At 73.9% G+C, this 19268-nt stretch carries 15 protein-coding genes; 9 read left to right on the forward strand and 6 right to left on the reverse strand.

The genetic code is table 11. The annotated features are described in order from the left end of the window. Nucleotides 1-394 precede the first annotated feature (394 nt). From rpsL to GC722_RS12510, 6 genes are all read left to right on the forward strand, one after another. Nucleotides 395-766, forward strand: coding sequence for a 30S ribosomal protein S12 (rpsL, locus tag GC722_RS12485; RefSeq protein WP_331714765.1), 372 nt, complete (start codon nucleotides 395-397; stop codon nucleotides 764-766). Continuing rightward, complete coding sequence (gene rpsG / locus GC722_RS12490) at nucleotides 766-1236, forward strand: 30S ribosomal protein S7 (RefSeq protein WP_156610697.1); 471 nt, start codon at nucleotides 766-768, stop codon at nucleotides 1234-1236. The genes rpsL and rpsG overlap by 1 nt, the downstream gene beginning before the upstream one ends. A gap of 79 nt (nucleotides 1237-1315) precedes the next feature. After that, nucleotides 1316-3412, forward strand: coding sequence for an elongation factor G (gene fusA / locus GC722_RS12495; RefSeq protein WP_331714767.1), 2097 nt, complete (start codon nucleotides 1316-1318; stop codon nucleotides 3410-3412). A gap of 203 nt (nucleotides 3413-3615) precedes the next feature. Beyond that, a complete protein-coding gene (gene tuf / locus GC722_RS12500) occupies nucleotides 3616-4809 on the forward strand; it encodes an elongation factor Tu (RefSeq protein ID WP_331714768.1) in 1194 nt (397 codons plus the stop codon). A gap of 245 nt (nucleotides 4810-5054) precedes the next feature. Further along, on the forward strand, nucleotides 5055-6545 hold the full coding sequence (locus GC722_RS12505; RefSeq protein ID WP_331714769.1) for an alkaline phosphatase D family protein: 1491 nt from the start codon (nucleotides 5055-5057) through the stop codon (nucleotides 6543-6545). Between the two features lie 10 nt (nucleotides 6546-6555). Then, a complete protein-coding gene (locus tag GC722_RS12510) occupies nucleotides 6556-7401 on the forward strand; it encodes a polysaccharide lyase family protein (RefSeq protein WP_156610702.1) in 846 nt (281 codons plus the stop codon). Nucleotides 7402-7407: 6 nt separating this feature from the next. On the opposite strand, the gene GC722_RS12515 is transcribed toward GC722_RS12510, so the two are convergent. Continuing rightward, a complete protein-coding gene (locus GC722_RS12515; RefSeq protein ID WP_197430130.1) occupies nucleotides 7408-7839 on the reverse strand; it encodes an MOSC domain-containing protein in 432 nt (143 codons plus the stop codon). A gap of 57 nt (nucleotides 7840-7896) precedes the next feature. Here GC722_RS12515 and GC722_RS19315 point away from each other — a divergent pair, with 57 nt between their 5' ends. Beyond that, entirely contained in the window at nucleotides 7897-8580 is a 684-nt protein-coding gene (locus GC722_RS19315) for a GNAT family N-acetyltransferase (RefSeq protein WP_197430131.1), read from the forward strand. Nucleotides 8581-8632: 52 nt separating this feature from the next. Then, on the forward strand, nucleotides 8633-9148 hold the full coding sequence (locus GC722_RS12525; protein ID WP_156610706.1) for a GNAT family N-acetyltransferase: 516 nt from the start codon (nucleotides 8633-8635) through the stop codon (nucleotides 9146-9148). 40 nt (nucleotides 9149-9188) lie between these two features. Here GC722_RS12525 and treY read toward each other — a convergent pair whose 3' ends face one another. Further along, entirely contained in the window at nucleotides 9189-11492 is a 2304-nt protein-coding gene (gene treY, locus GC722_RS12530) for a malto-oligosyltrehalose synthase (protein ID WP_331714770.1), read from the reverse strand. A gap of 33 nt (nucleotides 11493-11525) precedes the next feature. Then, nucleotides 11526-12287, reverse strand: a complete 762-nt coding sequence (locus GC722_RS17815) for a TetR/AcrR family transcriptional regulator (RefSeq protein WP_197430132.1) — start codon at nucleotides 12285-12287, stop codon at nucleotides 11526-11528. Nucleotides 12288-12767: 480 nt separating this feature from the next. Between GC722_RS17815 and GC722_RS12545 the strand changes: the two genes are divergently transcribed. After that, nucleotides 12768-15857 (forward strand): glycoside hydrolase family 2 TIM barrel-domain containing protein, encoded by a 3090-nt coding sequence (locus GC722_RS12545; protein ID WP_331714771.1) that lies wholly within the window; start codon nucleotides 12768-12770, stop codon nucleotides 15855-15857. Nucleotides 15858-15861: 4 nt separating this feature from the next. On the opposite strand, the gene GC722_RS12550 is transcribed toward GC722_RS12545, so the two are convergent. The 3 genes from GC722_RS12550 to serB are packed head-to-tail and all read right to left on the reverse strand — an operon-like array spanning nucleotide 15862 to nucleotide 19245. Further along, nucleotides 15862-16896, reverse strand: coding sequence for a Gfo/Idh/MocA family protein (locus tag GC722_RS12550; protein ID WP_197430133.1), 1035 nt, complete (start codon nucleotides 16894-16896; stop codon nucleotides 15862-15864). 37 nt (nucleotides 16897-16933) lie between these two features. After that, complete coding sequence (locus GC722_RS12555) at nucleotides 16934-18373, reverse strand: gamma-glutamyltransferase (protein WP_156610709.1); 1440 nt, start codon at nucleotides 18371-18373, stop codon at nucleotides 16934-16936. After that, entirely contained in the window at nucleotides 18370-19245 is an 876-nt protein-coding gene (serB, locus tag GC722_RS12560; RefSeq protein ID WP_331714772.1) for a phosphoserine phosphatase SerB, read from the reverse strand. The genes GC722_RS12555 and serB overlap by 4 nt, the downstream gene beginning before the upstream one ends. Nucleotides 19246-19268 lie beyond the last annotated feature (23 nt).

Below are 19268 nucleotides of genomic sequence, written 5' to 3' on the forward strand. Positions count from 1 at the left end.
GCGGCAACGGGCACGGCGGGATCCAGGGTCGTCGGCGGCGGGACGCGGCCAGTGTAGGCAGCCGCCGGGGGCGGCACGCCGGCGTGCCGGTGCGCCCGCCGCAGCGGCCTGCTCCGGTAGGCTGCCCGTCCGGCGGGCGCGACCGGGGTCGCGACGAACCGCCCAGCTCCCGGGCAGCCTGCGCGCTTTGACCCTGCCCGAACCCCGAGGTAGTCTTGGCCCTCGTGTTCGGCCTGCCCGAACCTGTGTGCGTGCCCTGACACGGGGGCGGCTGGTGCCCCTCCGGTGTGGCGGCGCCTGCACGGCAGTCCGCCCCGCGTCACCGTCACGGTGCAGGGGGCCGGTCTGCGCCCCACTTCAGGAGTACATCCGACGTAGGAAAGAGATTCACCAGGTGCCCACCATCCAGCAGCTGGTCCGCAAGGGCCGCGCCGACAAGGCCAGCAAGAAGAAGACGCCCGCCCTCAAGGGCGCACCGCAGCGCCGTGGCGTCTGCACGCGCGTCTACACCGTGCCGCCGAAGAAGCCGAACTCGGCGCTGCGCAAGGTGGCGCGCGTGAAGCTGTCCAGCGGCATGGAGGTGACCGCCTACATCCCCGGTGTCGGTCACAACCTCCAGGAGCACTCGATGGTGCTGGTGCGTGGCGGTCGTGTGAAGGACCTGCCGGGCGTGCGCTACAAGATCATCCGCGGCTCTCTGGACACGCAGGGCGTGAAGAACCGCAAGCAGGCTCGCAGCCGCTACGGCGCGAAGAAGGAGAAGTAATGTCTCGCAAGGGTCCGGCCCCCAAGCGGCCTGTCCTCGTCGACCCCGTCTACGGCTCGCCGCTGGTCTCCCAGCTGGTCAGCAAGGTGCTGCAGGACGGCAAGAAGACCATCGCCCAGGGCATCGTGTACACGGCGCTGGAGGGCACCCGCGCCAAGACCGGTGTCGACCCGGTGCAGACCCTCAAGCGGGCGCTGGACAACGTCAAGCCCGCCCTCGAGGTCCGCAGCCGCCGCGTCGGTGGTGCCACCTACCAGGTGCCGATCGAGGTCCGTCCGGCCCGGTCCAACACCCTGGCGATGCGCTGGCTGGTCGGCTTCGCCCGGCAGCGCCGCGAGAAGACGATGTCCGAGCGTCTGATGAACGAGATCCTGGACGCCTCCAACGGTCTGGGCGCGGCGGTCAAGCGTCGCGAGGACACCCACAAGATGGCCGAGGCCAACAAGCCCTTCGCTCACTACCGCTGGTGAGCCCCCGCGACCCCGTGCCCACCGGCACGGGGTCGCACCCCTGAATCCTCACGATCAACAGATAGAGGTTGAAGCTTTCGTGGCTGTCGACATCAAGACCGACCTGGGCAAGGTCCGCAACATCGGGATCATGGCCCACATCGACGCGGGCAAGACCACCACCACCGAGCGCATCCTGTTCTACACCGGCATCAACTACAAGATCGGTGAAGTCCACGAGGGTGGCGCCACGATGGACTGGATGGAGCAGGAGCAGGAGCGCGGCATCACCATCACGTCCGCCGCGACGACCTGCCACTGGCGCGACCACCAGATCAACATCATCGACACCCCCGGGCACGTCGACTTCACCGTCGAGGTGGAGCGGTCGCTGCGGGTGCTCGACGGTGCCGTGGCGGTGTTCGACGGCGTGGCCGGCGTGGAGCCGCAGTCGCAGACGGTGTGGCGTCAGGCCGACCGCTACCGCGTGCCGCGGATCTGCTTCATCAACAAGCTCGACCGCACCGGCGCGAGCTTCGACTTCTGCGTCTCGACCATCCGCAACCGGCTGAACGCCACCGCCGCCGTGGTCCAGCTGCCGATCGGCGCCGAGGCCGACTTCATCGGTGTCGTCGACCTGGTCCGGATGCGGGCGCTGGTCTGGCGCGGTGAGACCACCATCGGTGAGGACTACGTCGTCGAGGAGATCCCCGCCGACATGCAGGAGGCCGCCGAGGCCGCCCGCGCCGAGCTGGTGGAGACCGTCGCCGACCACGACGACGAGCTGATGGAGCTGTACCTGGAGGGCGAGGACGTCAGCGCCGAGGCCCTGCAGCACGCCATCCGCCGCGCCGTGCTGTCCAGCTCGATCACCGCCGTGCTCTGCGGCACCGCGTTCAAGAACAAGGGCGTGCAGCCCCTGCTCGACGCGGTGCTGGACTACCTGCCCTCGCCGATCGACGTGCCGGCCATCGACGGGTTCAAGCCCGGCGACGAGACGGTGGAGATCCACCGCCGCCCGTCCGACGAGGAGCCGTTCTCCGCGCTGGCCTTCAAGATCGCCGCGGACCCGCACCTGGGCAAGCTGACCTACGTGCGCGTCTACTCCGGCCGGATGGAGGCGGGCACCCAGGTGCTGAACAGCACCAAGGGCCGCAAGGAGCGGATCGGCAAGGTCTACCAGATGCACGCCAACAAGCGTGAGGAGATCGCCTCCGTCGGCGCCGGGCAGATCGTGGCGGTGATGGGTCTGAAGGACACCACCACCGGCGAGACGCTGTGCGACCCGGCCAACCCGGTCGTGCTGGAGTCGATGGACTTCCCGGCCCCGGTGATCGAGCAGGCCATCGAGCCGAAGACGAAGTCCGACCAGGAGAAGCTGTCGACCGCCATCCAGCGGCTGGCCGAGGAGGACCCGACCTTCCGCGTCCACACCGACGAGGAGACCGGGCAGACCATCATCGCCGGCATGGGCGAGCTGCACCTCGAGGTGCTGATCGACCGGATGAAGCGCGAGTTCCGCGTCGAGGCCAACATCGGCAAGCCGCAGGTCTCCTACCGCGAGACCCTGCGCCGCCCGGTGGAGAAGGTCGAGTACACCCACAAGAAGCAGTCCGGTGGCTCGGGCCAGTACGCCCGCGTGATCGTCACCCTGGAGCCCCAGGAGGCCGGCAGCGGCTACGAGTTCGTCAACGCCGTCACCGGTGGCCGCATCCCCAAGGAGTACATCCCCGCGGTGGACCACGGCATCCAGGAGGCCATGCAGTTCGGCGTCCTGGCCGGCTACCCGGTGGAGGACATCAAGGTGACGCTGACCGACGGCGCCTACCACGACGTCGACTCCTCCGAGCTCGCCTTCAAGATCGCCGGCTCGATGGTGTTCAAGGAGGCCGCCCGGCGCGCCGACCCGGCTCTGCTGGAGCCGATGATGGCCGTCGAGGTGACCACCCCCGAGGACTACCTGGGCACCGTGATCGGTGACCTCAACTCCCGCCGCGGGCAGATCCAGTCGATGGACGACGTCCACGGCAACAAGGTGGTCAACGCGCTGGTGCCGCTGTCGGAGATGTTCGGCTACGTGGGCGACCTGCGGTCCAAGACCTCGGGCCAGGCCTCGTACTCGATGCAGTTCCACTCCTACGCCGAGACCCCGAAGTCCGTCTCCGACGAGATCATCGCCAAGTCCCGCGGCGAGTGATCCTGGCGCGTCGTCGCCCGGTACGACCGGGTCCACGACCCTCCTCGCGGCTCGGCTCGACCGGGCCGCGAGGGGGTGGTGGCCCAGTTTGACCTCGGAGACGGCGTGCACAAAACTTGGTCCGGTCCTCGGATCGACCGAGCAGTCAGTAAGACCAACGAATCGCCGCGCGACCGTGCGGTGAACACCCAGAAGGAGCCCCAGTGGCAAAGGCCAAGTTCGAGCGGACCAAGCCGCACGTCAACATCGGCACCATCGGGCACATCGACCACGGCAAGACCACGCTGACCGCGGCGATCTCGAAGGTGCTCCACGACAAGTACCCGAACCTCAACGAGGCGTCTCCGTTCGACCAGATCGACAAGGCCCCCGAGGAGCGTCAGCGCGGCATCACGATCTCGATCGCCCACATCGAGTACCAGACCGAGAAGCGCCACTACGCGCACGTCGACTGCCCCGGTCACGCCGACTACGTGAAGAACATGATCACCGGTGCGGCGCAGATGGACGGCGCCATCCTGGTGGTCGCCGCCACCGACGGCCCCATGCCGCAGACCCGCGAGCACGTGCTGCTCGCCCGCCAGGTCGGCGTGCCGGCCATGGTGGTCGCGCTGAACAAGTGCGACATGGTCGACGACGAGGAGCTGATCGAGCTCGTCGAGATGGAGGTGCGCGAGCTCCTCTCCGACAACGAGTTCCCCGGCGACGACATCCCCGTCGTCCGCGTGGCCGCCTTCCCGGCGCTGAACGGCGACGAGAAGTGGGTCAAGTCGGTCGAGGACCTGATGGAGGCCGTCGACGACTACATCCCGCAGCCGGAGCGCGAGATCGACAAGCCGTTCCTGATGCCGGTCGAGGACGTGTTCACCATCACCGGTCGTGGCACCGTGGTGACCGGCCGCATCGAGCGCGGCATCGTCAAGGTGGGCGAGACCGTCGACATCGTCGGCATCCGCGACAGCAAGCAGACCACCACGGTCACCGGTGTCGAGATGTTCCGCAAGTTCCTCGACGAGGGTCAGGCGGGTGAGAACGTCGGCCTGCTGCTGCGCGGCATCAAGAAGGAGGACGTGCAGCGCGGCATGGTCGTGATCAAGCCGGGCTCGACCACCCCGCACACCGACTTCGAGGCCCGCGTCTACATCCTCAACAAGGACGAGGGCGGCCGTCACAAGCCGTTCTTCTCCAACTACTCGCCGCAGTTCTACTTCCGCACCACCGACGTGACCGGTGTGGTCCAGCTGCCCGAGGGCACCGAGATGGTCATGCCCGGTGACAACACCGACATGACGGTGCACCTGATCCAGCCGATCGCCATGGAGGAGGAGCTCCGCTTCGCCATCCGCGAGGGCGGCCGCACCGTCGGCGCCGGCCGGGTCACCAAGATCATCAAGTGACCCACCCGTCACGATGATCTGCTGATCGACGCAGAGGGCCCCGTGCTTCGGCACGGGGCCCTCTGCCGTTCCCGGGGGGTAGGGGCCGGCAGGAGTCGGCGGACGAGCCCCGGCGCGTCACCGGGGCGACCCGGGCCGTTCACCCGGCGCGGGCAGGGTGTCGGGGTCCGTCCCGACCCCCGAGGAGCCCCATGCCCGACCGGCCGCCGCGCCTGACCCGACGACGACTGCTCCAGGCCGGTGGCGTGGGTGCCACCGTCATCGCCCTGGGCGTCTCCGCCCCCGCCCCGGCCACCGCGGACCCCATCGGTCGCGACGAGCTGTTCGGCCTCGGCGTGGCCAGCGGCGCCCCGCGGCACGACCAGATGGTGCTGTGGACCCGGCTCGCCCCCGAGCCGCTGGCCGAGGACGGCCACGGCGGCATGCCGCTGCGTCCGGTGCCGGTCCGCTGGGAGGTGGCCACGGACCGCGGCTTCCGGGACGTGGTGCGCCGGGGCCACGCGCTGGCCCAGCCCGAGCTCGCGCACTCCGTGCACCCGCGCGTGGAGGGGCTGCAGCCGGGGACGGAGTACTTCTACCGCTTCCGCGTGGGGCGGGGCACCAGCCCGGTGGGCCGCTTCCGGACCCTGCCGGCCCCCGGGGAGACCCCGGCCTCCTTCGCCGTCGGCCTGGTCTCCTGCCAGGCCTGGTACCACGGCCACTTCACCGCCTACCGCCACCTGGTGGCCGAGGACGAGCTCGACCTGGTGGTCTTCGCCGGCGACTACGTCTACGAGTACGGCATCACCGCGGCCAACCTGTGGCGCGAGGGTGCCGAGGTCGGTCCGGCGCACGCGGTCGAGGTGGAGACGCTGGAGCAGTACCGGCTGCGCTACGGGCTGTTCAAGAGCGACCCGCACCTGCAGGCGCTGCACGCCCGGGTGCCGGCCGTGGTGACGTGGGACGACCACGAGGTGCAGAACAACTACGTCGGCCGCTCCTCGGCCTACGGTCTCGGTGACGACCTGTTCGCCCACCGGGTGGCGGTCGCCTACCGCGCCTTCTACGAGAACCTCCCGCTCGACGTCGACGCCCTGCCCGAGGGGCCGGCCGGGGACGTCACCACCGGCTTCGACGTGGGACGGCTGGCCCGCTTCTCCGTGCTCGACACCCGCCAGTTCCGCGACCCGGTCCCGGCCGACCGTGAGGAGCAGCACGCGCCCGGGCGCACCATGCTCGGCCGGGAGCAGGAGCAGTGGGTCACCGACCGGCTGGTCGGCTCCCCGGCCACCTGGAACGTGCTGGCCGGCGGCGTGGTGCTGACCGCGGTGACCGAGGACCGCACCGACCAGTGGGACGGCTACCCGGCGGCCCGGCAGCGGCTGCTGGACGCGATGGGCCGCAGCCGCAACGCGGTGATGCTCACCGGCGACATCCACCGCCACGTCGCCGCGGAGCTGCGCGCCGACTTCACGCGGCCGGCGGCGGGCAACGTCGGCGTGGAGCTGATCTGCACCTCGGTGGCCTCCGACGGCGACGGTGCGCCGACCGACGCCTACACCCCCGACTGGACCCAGCACGAGCACGTGAAGCTCTACGACGGCCGGCGCGGCTACGTGCACGTCCGGTTCACGCCGTCGGAGATGCGCTCGACCTTCGTGGTCGTGCCCTGGGTCCGCGCCGACGACACCGCCCCGCGGCAGGTGGCGGCCCGTTTCGTCACCCCCGCCGGCCACCCCCGCCTCGAGCGGGTCTGAAGGAGAACCGATGAGCCCCCGACCCCCGGCCGTCACCGGCCTGCGCACCGAGGCCGCGATCACCCGCACCACGCTCAGCTGGCGCTCCCTCGGCTTCGACCCGCTGATCGACCACTACCGGGTGCACGGCGAGCCCGGCGAGCACGCCGGCCTCGACCCCCGCCCGGACAACCTCGTCGGCAAGACGGTGTACCCGCGCTTCCTGCACCAGGGGCTGGACCCGCTGGGGGAGACCTGGACGTACGCGGTGGTCGCGGTGAGCGACGCCGGCGAGGTGGGACGTCCCAGCGCGGCGACCCGGGGGCGCTCCGCCCCCTCGGTGGTGGGCACCGGCATCCCGGTGGCCACGATCGGCAGCTTCGACGGCCGCACCCTGGAGCACCGCTTCGCCCCCGCCGACTACGCCCGCATCCCCACCGCCCACCCCGACGCCGTCGTGGAGTACGTGCAGGGCCGCGACACCCCGGGACAGGGCTGGCCCTACCTGCTGCCGGGGCCCGGGGACGCCTGGGCGGGGCGACGCGCCTACACCGCACGCTGGCACCTCGAGCTGCCCGCCGCCCCGGCCGCCGACCACGACCTCGCTCTCTGGCTGGTCGACACCACCCGTCTCGGCGGGACGCTGGAGGTCTCGGTCAACGGCACGCCGCTGCAGGCGGTCCGGCTGGCCGTGGGCGCCACCCGCGGCTCCCGCGAGGGCGACGCCACGCTGCCCGGCTCGACGCTCGTCCGCGCCTACCACGAGCTGGCGGTGCCCGCCGGGCGGCTGCGGGCCGGCCGCAACACCGTCGAGCTGGTGCTCGCCGACGGCGGCTGGGTGGCCTGGGACGCGGTGGGTCTGTTCGCCCGCCGCTGAGGCCACCTAGAGCAGCACCGGGTCGCCGACGCGGATCGTCCCCGACCCCAGCAGCCGGAAGACGGTGCCGCCCCGGGCGTGCATCGCCCGGCGGGCGCCGTCGCCGATCCAGTCGTCGAGCAGCCGGCAGGGGGCCGCGATCCGCACCACCTCCAGCTCGACACCGGCGATCCGGATCCGCTCGCCGGGGCGGGTGGGCAGCGGCCCCTCGGTGGTGGTGATGTTGCGCCGGGTCGCGCCGGGCTCCACCGGCGAGCCCAGGTCGGCCGCGGCCGCGGCGAGGTCGGGCAGCGTCTGCACCGTGACGTGGCGGTGGCGGGTGCCGTGGTAGCGGTCGCCGACCAGCCCCCGGCCGGCCTCGGCCTCCACCGACGCCACCGGGCGGGTGGGCAGGCGGGAGGCGGGGGCGATGTGGATGGCGTGCACGGTGGGGCTCACGCCCCCATCCTCCTCCTGCCGCCTCCGGGTTCGGGTGCGGTCGTTAGGCTCCCGCGGGTGGACGCCAACACCGAGGCCATCGTCCGGCTCTGCTTCGCCCGCCAGCTGGGGCTGGCCGACGACGCCCTCGAGGGAGAGGGCCGGGTCGCGGTCGTCCGCGACGACCTGCTGATGACGCTGCGGCTGTGGCGCACGGTGGTGGTGGTCGCGCCGGCGGACCTCCAGCGGGGGCTCGCCGAGCTGGACGACCGGGCGGTGACCGACCCCTCGGCGCTGCTGGCCCGCTCCGGCGGCGGTCGGCTGCTCGGCGAGGCGCAGCTGTCGGTGGCGGTCGACTTCGACTCCCACCCCGAGCTCCGGCGCCTCGAGATCGAGCCGGACCCGGGGGCCGCGGTCGCCCTGGAGCGGCGGTGCCCGCCCGACGACGTCACCGAGGTCGGGCTCTCGGAGATGGAGCAGGTGTTCGTGCACGCGGCCCCCGACGGGACGCCGCTGGCCGGCTCCGGCCACAGCGCCTGGGCCGGGCTGGTCGCCGACATCGGCGTGCTGACGGCCCCCGACGCCCGTCGCGGTGGGCTCGGCCGGCTGCTGGCCGGCATCGCCGTCAACGACGCCCTCGACTCGGGTCTGGTCCCGGTGTGGCGGGCGCGGCGGGGGAGCGCAGTCAGCGAGCGGCTCGCGCAGCGGCTGGGGTTCGTGCCCTTCGGGGCGCAGACCACCGTGGCGGTGCCCGGGCGGTGAGACCCGGGGGTGGCAGGATGAGCCGGCACACCACCCGAGCCGGAGGACCGAGATGGCCCAGCTGACCCTCGTCGCCGACCTCTCCGGCGACCCGATCACCCTGACCACCCGGCTGGCGCCCTCGGCGCTGCCGCTGGGCGTGCAGCTTCGGGCCGCGGCGGAGGACGACGCCGCGGAGGTCGCACGGCTCCGTCTCGAGTGCCACCCGTCGGGGGGCGGGGCCGCCGACCTGGCCACGGCCACCTCGGAGGTCCGCTCCCGCCTCGGCGGCGGGTACGGCCCGCCGCTGGAGGGCGGGTGCCAGGTCGCCGTCGACGAGCAGGGCGGGGTGGTCGCCTGCGTGCTGGCGGTCGCCTCCTCGCCCTGGCCCGAGCTGGCCGGGTCGCCCTGCGTGCTCGACCTGTTCACCGCACCGCCGTGGCGCGGGCGCGGGCTGGGACGGGCGCTGCTGGTCGAGTCGATGCGTGCCGCCGCCGCGTCCGCGGACCGGATCGGTCTGCGCGTCGACGACGCCGACGGCGCGGCGGTCAGCCTCTGCCGCTCGCTGGGCTTCACCGAGGCCGGCTGACGCCGAGGTCGGCTGACGCGCAGGCCGTCCCCGGCCCGGCTCAGCGGGGGGCGAGCAGCGCCACGGGCAGGCTCGCGAACAGGTCCGCGGCCGGCACGCGTCCGGAGTGCTGGCGTCCGCTCAGCACGTCGACCACGGCCCCGACCTCGATCGCGGTGTCCCGCCAGCCGCCGGCCTCGGCCAGGGTCAGCGGCAGCCGGGTCACGCAGGTGACGGCGCCGCCGCGGTCGAAGGCGAGCAGGTGGTCCGCGGCCGGCCCGTCGGCGAGCACCGGGGTGTAGCCGGTGAACAGCTCGGGGCGGTCCCGACGCAGCCGCAGGGCCTCGCGCACGACCCGCAGCTTGGCCGTGCCCGAGGCGTCCACCACGGGGGAGGGGTCCTCGGCGAGCAGCCGCCGGCGCAGGGCGAAGTCGACCGGACGACGGTTGTCGGGGTCGACGAGGGAGTCCTCCCACAGCTCGGTGCCCTGGTACACGTCCGGGACGCCCGGCATGGTGAGCTGCACCAGCTTCTGCCCCAGCGCGTTCGACCAGCCCGGCTGCTCGACCACGGTGAGGACGCGGGCGAGGTCGTCGGCCAGCGACGGGTCGTCGTGGGCGCGGTCGACGGCCGCGTGCACCGCCGCCTCGAAGGCCTCGTCGGGGGCGTCCCAGCTGGTGGAGGCCGACGCCTCGCGCATCGCCTTCTCGGCGTAGGCGTGCAGCCGTTCCCGGTCGGCCCGGCCGACCCCGACCAGCGTCTGGGCGAGCAGGTAGCCGAAGGCGCGGCCGGCGACGTCGTCGCCGGGGACGCCGGCGTGGTCGAGGAAGCGGCGGGCGAAGCGGGCCCAGGTGCCGGGCACCTCGGCCAGCACGGCCAGCCGGGCGCGCACGTCCTCGCCGCGCTTGGTGTCGTGGGTCGACAGCGCCGTCATGGACTGCGGCAGCCGCTGCTGGCGCCGCTGCTGGGCCCGGTGGAACTCCTGCACCGGGATGCCGAAGGAGTCGGGGTCGCCGCCCACCTCGTTCAGCGCGACGAACCGCGCCTGGCGGTAGTAGGCGGTGTCCTCGGTGCCCTTGGCCATCACCGCACCGGAGAGCTGCTGCACCCGCCGGGCCAGCTCGTCGCCGGCGTCGTGCAGCCGCGGCGAAAGCTCGGCCAGGGTGGCGGCGACCTCGGGGTCGGCCGAGGCGCCCTCGATCGCGGCGTCGAGGTCGGCAGCCCCGTCCGGCAGGTAGGAGCGGTAGACCCGGAAGTGCACCGCCAGCTCGCCGAGCGCGGTGCGCACCCGGTCGGTGTCGAGCTCGGGGACCAGCGCGGCGATCCTGGCCAGCTCGGAGCCGAACAGGGTGGCCACCACGTGGCGCTTGCCCTCGCGGACCGCGTCGTGCATCGTCCGGGTGTCGCCGGTGAGGTCGGTGTAGAGCCGGGTCATCTCCTCCTCGGCGGCGCGGTCCACGAAGACCTGGTTCACCTCGGTCATCGCGTCGTAGCCGGAGGTGCCCTGCACCGGCCAGTCCGGCAGCTCCTCACCGGGCTCGAGGATCTTCTCCGCCACCAGCCAGGCGGTCGGGGCCAGCTCGCGCAGCCGCTCGAAGTACTGCCGGGGGTCGACCAGGCCGTCGGGGTGGTCCACCCGGATGCCGGTGAGCTGGCCCTCGGCCACCATCCGGGCCACCCGCTCGTGGGTGGCGGTGAACACGCGCTCGTCCTCGACCCGCAGCCCGGCCAGGTCGGCGACGGCGAAGAAGCGGCGGTAGTTGAGCTCGGTGGCCGCCCGGCGCCAGTTCACCAGCCGGTAGTGCTGGCGCTCCAGCACCTGCTCGACGCCCGCGCCCTCCGTCACCGTGCCGGCGGCGACCGGGTAGCGGTGCTCGTGGTAGCGGATCTCGTGCCCGCCGGGCACCTCCACCAGCTCCAGCTCGTCGGCGCCCACCTCGTCGCCGAGCACGGGGATGCGCAGCGGCGCGGTGGACCAGTCGATGTCGAACCAGTGGGCGTAGGGGGAGTCCTGGCCCTCGGCGAGCACGCTCCACCAGGCCGGGTTCTCCGCCGGCGCCGCGACGCCGAGGTGGTTGGGGACGATGTCCAGCACGACCCCGAGCCCGGCCTGCTGCGCCGCCTCGACCAGGTGCCGCCAGCCCTCCTCGCCGCCGCGGGGGACGTCGATGGTGGTGGGGTCGGTGACGTCGTAGCCGTGGTCGCTGCCGCGGGTGGAGGTCAGCAGGGGGGACAGGTACACCGCGCCCACCCCCAGCTCCACCAGGTAGTCGACCAGGGCCGCGGCGTCGTCCAGGCTCAGCTGGGGACGGATCTGCAGACGGTAGGTGGAGGTCGGGACGGTGGTCGCTGCTGGGCTGCTCACGCGACCACGCTAACCGGCGGGCTGCGGCGGCCCTCAGGCAGGTTCCCCGGTGACCAGGCGCAGGAAGTCGGAGAGGTGCTGGGCCACGTCGACCTCCTCGGGCTCGAGCAGCCACTGCAGCTGCAGACCGTCCCACAGCGCGACCAGCGAGGTGGCCGCCCGGCGGGGGTCCACGCCGGGACGGAGCCGGCCGCAGGCGGCCAGGGCGGTGAAGTGGGCGGCGTACCCGGCGCGGAGCCGGGCGAAGCGGCCGCGGAAGTAGTCGGCCCCCGGGTGGCCCTCGGTGGTGGCCTCGGCGCAGACCACGGTGTACAGCTCGATCAGGCCGCGGACGGACTCGTTGCCGCGGGCCTGCTCGAGCACCAGCTCGAGGAAGCGCCCCGCGTCGGCCTCCGCGCGCTCGAGGGTGCCCGCGTCGGCCTCCGCGCTCTGGGGGGTGCTCGCGTCGGCCTCCGCGCGCTCGAGGGTGCTCGCGTCGGCCTCCGCGCTTCCCGGGATGCCCGCGTCGGCCTCCGCGCGCTTCCCGGCGCCGACGTCGGTGCCGGCCTCGTCGCGGCCGCGCAGGGTGGCCAGCAGCAGCTCCTCCTTGGTGGGGAAGTGGTGCACCAGGGTGGACAGGCTGATCCCGGCCGCGGCCGCCACCTCCCGCAGCGACGTCGCCCGGTAGCCCCGGCTGGCGAACACCCGCATCGCGGCCGCCACGATGACACGCTGCCGCTCGGCGCTCTTGGCGTAGCGGCCGCGCCGACGTCGGGGGGCCGGCTGCGGTGCCGGCTGGGGCTGGGTCTCGGTCATGGTGCTCCGGGACCGAGTCTGGCACAGCCGGTCCCAATGTCGTGCAGACGCACGAGATTCAAGTGGTACGGTCGTCGGCGTCCGGATCACGACGAGGTGGGGTGCGATGCCTGCGATCACTCGACGCGACCTGCCGCGGCTCGGAGCGCTCGGGGCGGCAGGGACGCCGACGTCTGCCTGCGCCGCAGCCGTGACCACCTCGGTCGGCTGCTCGCCGGCCACCGGCTGGAGGGGGCCCCGCAGCTCCTGTTCCAGCTCGTGGGCACCTGGTGCAGCTGCTGGCGTCCAGTGGCCATGCTGTCGGGCCAGGACCTCCACCCGATCATCCCGGGGCTCGACAGCCGACGGTCGGACCGACCAGCTGCCCGAGCTCTCCCAGCCCACCACCGGGGACGTGCTGCTCCCGGTGCTCCCGCCCGCCGTCGCCATCATCGTGCTGCAGCGCCACCGGCGCCGCGGCCTGACCGAAGGACCCGTGAAGTGACCCAGACCCACCCCGTCCCTGCCGCCCCCGCCGGCCCCGACGACGCCGGCTACCTCAGCGACCCGTCGCCGGGTCGCGGGGCGCGGCTCGCTCCCCGCTCCTGGCTGCACAGCGACGCCCCCACCATCTCCCTGGACGGGGAGTGGCGGTTCCGCTGGCTGCCGGCCGCACCCGGGACGCCCGGCGCCGGCGGCGTGCTGCCCGCGGGGGAGGGGCCCTGCGACTTCGCCTCGCCCGAGCACCCCGACGAGGACTGGGAGACCATCACCCTGCCCACCCACTGGGTGCTGCGCCCCGACGGCGCCTGGGGCCGTCCCATCTACACCAACGTGCAGTACCCGATCCCGGTGGACCCGCCGCACGTCCCCGACGAGAACCCCACCGGTGACCACCGGCGCTGGGTGGACGTCCCGGCCGGGTGGTCCGAGGCCGAGCGGGTCGTGCTGCGCTTCGACGGCGTGGAGTCGATGTACCGGGTGTGGGTCAACGGCGCCGAGGTCGGCGTCAGCACCGGCAGCCGGCTGGCCACCGAGTTCGACGTCACCGACCACGTCCGCCCGGGCGAGCCCAACCTGGTGGCCGTCCGCGTCCACCAGTGGTCGGCGGCCACCTACCTGGAGGACCAGGACCAGTGGTGGCTGCCCGGGATCTTCCGCGACGTCACGCTGATCGCCCGCCCCGCCGGCGGGATCACCGACGTCTGGCTGCGGGCGGGCTACGACGGCACCGCGACCGGCACCGGCGCCGGCACCCTGACCGTCGAGCTGGACGCGGCCCCCGACGCCTTCCCGGTGCGGGTCCGCATCGAGGAGCTCGGCGTGGACGAGACCTGGCAGGACGCCGGCCAGGTGGCGCCGCTGACGGTGGCGGAGGTCGAGCCCTGGTCGGCGGAGAAGCCGCGGCTGTACACGGTGCAGGTCGGCAACGCCGCCGAGACCATCACCCAGCGGGTCGGCTTCCGGCGGATCGAGATCCGCGACGGCCTGCTGCTGGTCAACGGCTCCCGGGTGCTCTTCCACGGCGTGAACCGCCACGAGACCCACCCCGAGCGCGGCCGCGTCTTCGACGAGGAGCACGCCCGCGCGGACATGGCGATGATGAAGCAGTTCAACATCAACGCCATCCGCACCAGCCACTACCCGCCGCACCCGCGCGTGCTCGACCTCGCCGACGAGCTCGGCTTCTGGGTGATCGACGAGTGCGACCTGGAGACCCACGGCTTCGGGGCCGAGGACTGGCAGGGCAACCCCAGCGACGACCCGGCCTGGCGCCCGGCCCTGCTGGAGCGCATCGCCAAGACCGTCGAGCGGGACAAGAACCACCCCAGCGTGATCCTGTGGTCGCTCGGCAACGAGTCCGGCACCGGCGCCAACCTGGCGGCGATGGCCGCCTGGGTGCACGCCCGCGACCCGGAGCGCCCGGTGCACTACGAGGGCGACTACACCGGTGCCTACACCGACGTGTACTCGCGGATGTACTCCTCGATCCCCGAGACGACCGCCATCGGCACCGACGGCGACCTCAGCCCGCTGCTGGGCTGCACCAGCAGCGAGGGCGCCCGGCAGCGGACCAAGCCCTTCCTGCTCTGCGAGTACGTGCACGCCATGGGCAACGGCCCCGGCGCCATCGACCAGTACGAGGAGCTGTTCCGCACCCACCCGCGGCTGCAGGGCGGCTTCATCTGGGAGTGGCGCGACCACGGGCTGTGGCACACCGCGCCCGACGGCACCCGCTTCCTGGCCTACGGCGGGGACTTCGGCGAGGTGCTGCACGACGGCAACTTCGTGATGGACGGCATGGTCCTCAGCGACGACACGCCGTCCCCGGGCCTCCACGAGTACGCCGCGGTGGTGCAGCCGCTGGCGCTCAGCTGGGCGTCCAACCGGCTCTCGGTGGAGAACCTGCGCCACAGCGCCGACACCTCCGACCTGCGGCTGCGCTGGCGGCTGGAGGTCGAGGGCGACGTGGTCACCCGCGGCGAGGTGAAGGTCCCGGTCGTGCAGCCCGGCAAGACCAGCCGGGTCACCCTGGACCCGGGCACGCCGCCGATGCCCGGCGAGGCCTGGCTGACCGTGCAGGCCGAGACGGTCGAGGCGACGGCGTGGGCTCCCGCCGGGCACGTGGTCGCCCGGGCGCAGTTCCCGGTCGTCACCCCGGCCGAGACCCGTCGGGCGCTGTTCGCCCCGGCGCCGGTCGCGGCCTCCACCGCGGTGCCGGACACGCTGCAGCTGGGCCCGGCCCGCTTCGAGCACGGCCGGCTGGTGGCCCTCGGCGACCTCGCGGTGGCCGGCCCGCTGCCGGAGCTGTGGCGGGCGCCCACCGACAACGACCGGGGCAAGGGCTTCGGCAGCTACTCCGACGTCGACCCGTGGCAGGAGCGGACCGGGCGTCCCGCCCCCTCCTCGGAGGTGGTCTGGCGCGAGCAGGGTCTGCACCGCCTGGTCACCCGGGTGGTCTCGGTCGAGGCCGGGGAGGACCAGCTGGTCACCCGCACCGTCACCATGGCGGCCCAGGGCCGCGCCCGGCTCGAGTGCCGGACGAGCTGGCGGCTGGTCGAGACCGGGCAGGGGCAGCGGCTGGCGCTGACCGTGGAGCTGGTGCCCTCGCGCGGCTGGCGCACCCACTGGCCGCGCCTCGGCGTCCGCCTCGACCTGCCCGCCGAGGTCGACGGCGCCGAGTGGTTCGGGCTCGGCCCGCTCGAGTCCTACCCCGACAGCCGGCGCGCCGCCCGGGTGGGCAGCTGGGAGCTGGGTATCGACGAGCTCGGCACCCGCTACGCCCGTCCGCAGGAGAACGGCCACCGCTCGGGTCTGCGGCGTCTGGTGCTCACCCGCTCCGGGCGTCCGGTGCTGAAGCTGGAGGCGCTCGCCGACGAGCAGGGCCGGCGTCCCGGCTTCACGCTGTCGCGGCACACCGCCCAGCAGCTGTCCGAGGCCAGCCACCCGCACCTGCTGCCGGACTCCGGCCACAGCTACCTCTACCTGGACGCCGCCCAGCACGGCCTCGGCTCGCGCGCCTGCGGTCCCGACGTGTGGCCCAGCTCCCAGCTGCGGCCCGAGGCCCGCACGCTGCGGCTGCTGCTCTGAGCGCTCAGGCCGAGGCCGCCAGCCGGGCGGCCTCGGCCTCCCGGTGCCCGGCCAGCACGGCGTCGACCACCTGGGCGGTGCGGATCGCCGTGCGGCCGGTGCTCGGGCACGTCCCGTGCCCGGTCAGCTCGTCCACCACCGACTGCACCAGCGGCAGCTGGACGGTGGCGGGGTGCGGTGTCCCGATCTCCACCGTCCGCCCGCGCTCGACGAGTCGCCCGTGCTCGATCAACCGCAGGGGCTCGCTGCCGAAGCAGGAGAAGGCGAGGCTCCCGCCGTCGCCGACCACCTCGACCAGGTCCAGCGGCTCGGCCGCGTCGAAGTCCCACAGCCCCACGCCGCGGACCCCGCCGGCGAGGTCGAAGGTGGCGGTGACCAGGTCCTCCGCGCGCGGGCCGGGACGGTCGGCGTCGCGGTCGGCACGGCTGCTGGCCGAGCCGCTGACCCGGGTGACGGGGCCGAACAACCAGTCCAGCAGGTCCAGGGTGTGCGAGCCGAGGTCGACGAAGTAGCCGCCGCCGGACACCTCGGGCCGCTCCCGCCAGGGCAGCTCGCCCCCGGTGCGGGCCGGCTGCTGGGTGCGGACCAGCACCGAGCGCGGTGTGCCGATCCGGCCGGCGGCCAGCAGCTCGGCCACCGCCCGGAAGCGCGGCAGCGCCCGCCGGTAGTAGGCCACGAACAGGGGCACCCCGGCCCGCTCGGCCGCCTCGACCATGGCCTGGCACTCCTCGGTGGTGCGGGCCATCGGCTTCTCGACGTAGACCGGCTTGCCCGCGGCGGCCACCCGCACCGCGTAGTCGGCGTGGGAGTCCGGCGGGGTGGCCACGTAGACCGCGTCCACCTCCGGGTCCTCGATCAGCGCGTCGGCGTCGGCGTACCACCGTCCGACCCCGTGGCGGCGGGCCCAGTCCTCGGCCCGCGCGGCGTCGCGGCGCATCACCGCCACCAGCTCCGAGCGCTCGGCCTGCTGGAAGGCCGGTCCGCTCTTGCGCTCGGTCACGTCGCCGACCCCGATGATCCCCCACCGCACCGTCTCCACGCGGACACGGTAGCCAGCCCGGTCGCCGGAGGGCGCGCTAGTCCTCGACCAGCACCCACTCCCCGCTGCGGCGGGGGTCGGCACCGGCGCCCAGCGGGCTGATCGCGCTCACCCCGCCGAAGAAGGGCAATTGGCGCTCGGTCTCGAAGACGGTGCTGCCGGCGGCGACCAGCGCCTCCAGCACCTCCGGGGAGAAGCCTGGCTCGAGCCGGACGTGGCCGCCGGGGAGCGCCGCCAGCCGGGGCCGGTCGATGGCCTCCTGCGGCGGCGTGCCGCGCAGCATCCGCAGCACGGTCTGCACCAGCGCCGGACGGATCCGGCTGCCGCCGGCGGCGCCGGCCACCAGCCGCAGCCTGCCGGCGTCGTCGAGCACCACCATCGGCGACATCATGGAGTTGACCCGCTGCCCCGGCACCGGCTCGCCGCGGACCAGCTCGCCCTCGCCGAGCATGGAGTTCAGGTGCACCCCGTAGCCGGGGACGTAGACCGAGGAGCCCAGGCCCAGGCTGGTGGTGGCGACGCAGGCGTTGCCGTCGGCGTCCACGGCGCAGACGTTGGTGGTGTCGGACAGCCGCGGGTGGGCGCGCAGCGCCTCGACCAGGGCGCAGGCCGCCGCCGGGTCGGTGACCGGGTCGCCGTGGCTGGTCCGGGCGGCGGAGGCGAGGGTGGCCAGCACGTCGTCCATGTCGTCGCCACGGGCGAGCGCGCGGACCCGGCCGTCGGGCAGGTCCAGCGCCACCTCGGCCGCCGGCGACTCCCGCACCCGGTACGCGGCCAGGTCGGTGGCGCTGAGCCCGCCGCCGTCGGCCACCGCCGCCAGCACGGCGTCGGCGTAGGGCCCGGAGTAGAAGGCCTCGGGGGAGTCCTTGAGCAGCTCGAAGGCCCGCCAGTGCTCGGGGTGGACCAGCGGGTCGCCGGCCTGCAGCAGCGTCCCGTCGGGGCGGCAGAAGACCTTCGCCCCCTCCCCGGCGCACATCGCCTCGGTGATCGAGGGCAGCAGCTGGGCGTGGGTCAGCGGGAAGGGCGTGCCGTAGGAGGCCAGCAGCGCCGGCTCGACCAGGCTGGCCCAGTCCGTCCGCCCCCAGCGCTGCCACAGGTGACGCACCCCGGCGGGCACCCCGGGGACGGCCACCGTGGCGGGACCGATCTCGTAGGGGACCGGGTGGCCGCCCAGGTAGACCTCGATGGGCACGCCGCGGCCGGCGCGGCGCTCGCCCAGCCCCGGCACGGCGACGAAGAAGTCCACGCAGGTGGTCTCGCCGGTGCCCGCGTCGTGCACGACGGCGAACCCGCCTCCGCTGAGACCGGTGAACAGCGTCTCGGCCGCGCAGCTGACCAGCACCATGGCCACCGCGGCGTCCACGGCGTGGCCGCCGTGCCGCAGCACGTTGGCGCCGGCGCCTGCGGTGGTGGGGTGGGCCGCCGCCACACCGGGCCGCACCGGCGCGACCGCGGCCGGCGACCCGGCGGCGCTCACCACCGCAGCAGTCCCGCGACCACGTCCAGCCGGGGCACCTCGATCGAGACGTCGGCCGCGGCGGCGACCACCGGCTTGGCGCGGTAGGCCACGCCCAGGCCGGCCGCGGCGAGCATGTCCAGGTCGTTGGCGCCGTCGCCCACGGCCACCGTCGCCGCGGGGTCCACGCCGAGCTGCCCCGCCCACTCCAGCAGCGCGGCCGCCTTGGCCGCCCGGTCGACCACCGGGCCGAGCACCCGGCCGGTGAGCCGGCCGTCGGCGATCTCGAGGCTGTTGGCCCGCACGTGGGAGATGCCGAGCAGGGCGGCCAGCGGGTTGACCACCTCGGCGAACCCGCCCGAGACCAGGCCGACGGTGGCCCCGTGCTCGCGGGCCCGGGCCACCAGCGCGCTGGCGCCGGGAGAGAGCTCCACCCGCTGCAGCACCTCGGCCAGCGCGGTCGCCGGCACCCCGGTCAGGGTGGCGACCCGCGCCCGCAGGCTCTCGGCGAAGTCGATCTCACCGCGCATCGCGCGCTCGGTGACGGCCGCGACCTCCGCACGGGTGCCGGCGTGCTCGGCGAGCATCTCGATCACCTCGCCGGTGATGAGGGTGGAGTCGACGTCCATCACCAGCAGCCCGACCGGGCCCAGCAGGGCGCCGTCCAGCACCGCGACCTCCCAGCCGGCGGCGCGCGCGGCGGGTACCACCGCGGCCCGCACGGCGGCCCGGTCGGCGTCCGTGCGCCCCTCGAGCTCGACGGCCACCAGACCGTCCTCGGCCACCGGCTCGCCGACCCGCAGGTCGGCGACCAGGGCGGCGGCGGCCTCGGCCACCGCGGCGGCTCCTCCGGCTGGCTCGGGACGGACGAGGCTGATGCGCACGAGTTCCACGCACCGATCCTAGGGGCGCACAG

The sequence above is a fragment of the Auraticoccus cholistanensis genome (assembly GCF_009742705.1).
GTDB classification, from domain to species: Bacteria; Actinomycetota; Actinomycetes; order Propionibacteriales; family Propionibacteriaceae; genus Auraticoccus; species Auraticoccus cholistanensis.